Source organism: Leptolyngbya sp. FACHB-36, assembly GCF_014695955.1.
Taxonomy (GTDB): Bacteria; Cyanobacteriota; Cyanobacteriia; order Leptolyngbyales; family Leptolyngbyaceae; genus FACHB-36.
In genome coordinates, this window is the sequence record NZ_JACJPG010000545.1 from 1 (window position 1) to 1911 (window position 1911).

The window sequence follows — 1911 nt, forward strand, 5'->3', positions numbered from 1 at the left end:
CTTAGTGGAAGTAGAGATAGATGTTTAGCCGTTAGCTTGAGGACCGCTGTCTCCACCTACGGGTGCCATGATGATTAAGGTTCCTTCCGCTGTCTGTTCAAACTGCAATTCCCAATCGTTCTGGCATTGGTAGAACTGCTCATCTGTCAGTTGAACCGCATCCAAATTGAGCGTAGTTAAGACAGTCATGGTTCTCAATCTAAAGTTGGTGGAGTTCGGCAGATCTCAAAGTAGCTTTTCCATAAAGACTGTACATGGACCATCGTTGTAGCGCTCGATCGAATAGAAGCCAAGCTTCTTATATAACCTGATAGCAGCCGCTTGTTTTTGCGCATCTGCTGTATCCAGTCGAATCGTTTGGTAATCGGCTGTTCTTGCAAAATCCAGAAGCATCTCAGCCATTTTTAGTCCTAGTCCCTGTCCGCGATAGGCTGGAAGAAACCACATTCGCTTCAGCTCACAGATCTGATTGCTCAACCGTCGAACTGCGCCGCTACCCACGACACGATCGCTATCCATAAGAACTAGAAACGTGCCCTTATTATTAAAATAGTACTCCTGAACGTTATCAATATCTGACATCGAATCGTATTGGCGAATCAATGCCTCTGACGCCTGAAAGATCTCTTGGCATGCTGTAATCAAAACTTGCTTGACTTCCTTGGCTTGGTGAGGCTGCATTGGCTTGATTTCAAGCATTCTTCACTCATGAATACACGCTTCAAGCAGTCCTTCAATTCCATCGACTGGAACGATGCGAGTATTCAGTTGATCAGCCAACTCTGCTACCGTCATGTCGTCCAAAAACTTTGGCTCATCATGCTTTAGCATCACCGAGGGCAGCAGTACCCCGTCGCCCAGATCCCGATTTTGCAGCACGTGCAGAATATCCTGCCCAGTGAGTAGCCCCGTCACGGTCATGGCTTGCCCCCAGTAGTCACTGCACAGCGCCACCATCTCTACTTCCAGTCCTGCCACCTGATTGAGTCGCTGCACGATCGGTTGAAACGCTAGTTCTACGGCATTCCCTACCACCCAAACAAACCGTCGCGTTCCGCTACGCTGCTGCGGTAGTTTTTTCGCCGCTGTCTCAAACTGCTTCAGAAACTGCCGAATTGATCCCACCCCGTTTCCAATCTGGGGATACTCCTCGTAGTGCGATTCCGGCGGTAGCTCTTGTCCTGCAAGTAGAAACCACTCATCCGCTAGCCACGCGAACGTCGAGCCGAACTGCTGCCGAAACTTCGCCTGAAGCGCTTGCACCTGAGCGATCGTCTCCTGCGCCTTCTCACGGGTCACGGGCACTAACTCATCCTCAGACGGACGAAACCGCGTCAAGCCAACAGGCACCACAGCCACCGACGCGACAGCGGGAATCTCGTCCTGGTGAAACTGAGCCAGATCTAACAGAGTGCGCGTCAGGTGCTCTGCGTCATTAATGCCAGGACATACGACTACCTGAGCATGGATCTGGAGGCGGCGTTCCTGAAACCAGCGCAACTGATTTAGCAGCAGACCGGCACGAGGGTTTTTCAGCAGGCGCGATCGTACCTCTGGCTCGGTCGCATGGACCGAAACATACAGCGGCGAGAGGCGCATCTGCTCGATCCGGTCCCACTCGCGCTGGGTCAAATTTGTCAGGGTTAAATAGCTGCCGTAGAGAAAGCTGAGGCGGTAGTCGTCGTCTTTGAAGTAAAGGCTTTGGCGCTTTCCAGGTGGCTGCTGGTCAATAAAGCAAAACGGACAGCGATTGTTGCACTGGATCAAGGCATCGAACAGCGCTGTCTCAAACTCCAGCCCTAAATCTTCGCCGTAGTCTTTTTCAATCTCGATGTGATGGCTGTTGCCTTTAGCATCCAGCACCTCCAATTCCAGCACCTCATCGGCGCAGAAAAATCGGTAGTCAATCAG

The 1911-nt window shown here is 51.4% G+C and carries 2 protein-coding genes and 1 pseudogene; all 3 read right to left on the bottom strand.

Annotated features, from left to right (window positions below):
- Positions 1–42: 42 nt before the first annotated feature.
- A pseudogene (locus H6F43_RS23205) lies at positions 43–189 on the bottom strand (Uma2 family endonuclease); the annotation flags it as partial.
- A gap of 36 nt (positions 190–225) precedes the next feature.
- Complete coding sequence (locus H6F43_RS23210; protein ID WP_190343649.1) at positions 226–699, bottom strand: GNAT family N-acetyltransferase; 474 nt, start codon at positions 697–699, stop codon at positions 226–228.
- A 3-nt stretch (positions 700–702) separates the two neighbouring features.
- The coding region (locus H6F43_RS23215; RefSeq protein WP_190343650.1) for a TIGR03279 family radical SAM protein at positions 703–1911 on the bottom strand (1209 nt) is incomplete at its 5' end.

Excerpts from the sequence above, each read along its gene's own strand:
- H6F43_RS23210 (WP_190343649.1), bottom strand. The coding sequence starts at position 699 with ATGCTTGAAATCAAGCCAATGCAGCCTCACCAAGCCAAGGAAGTCAAG.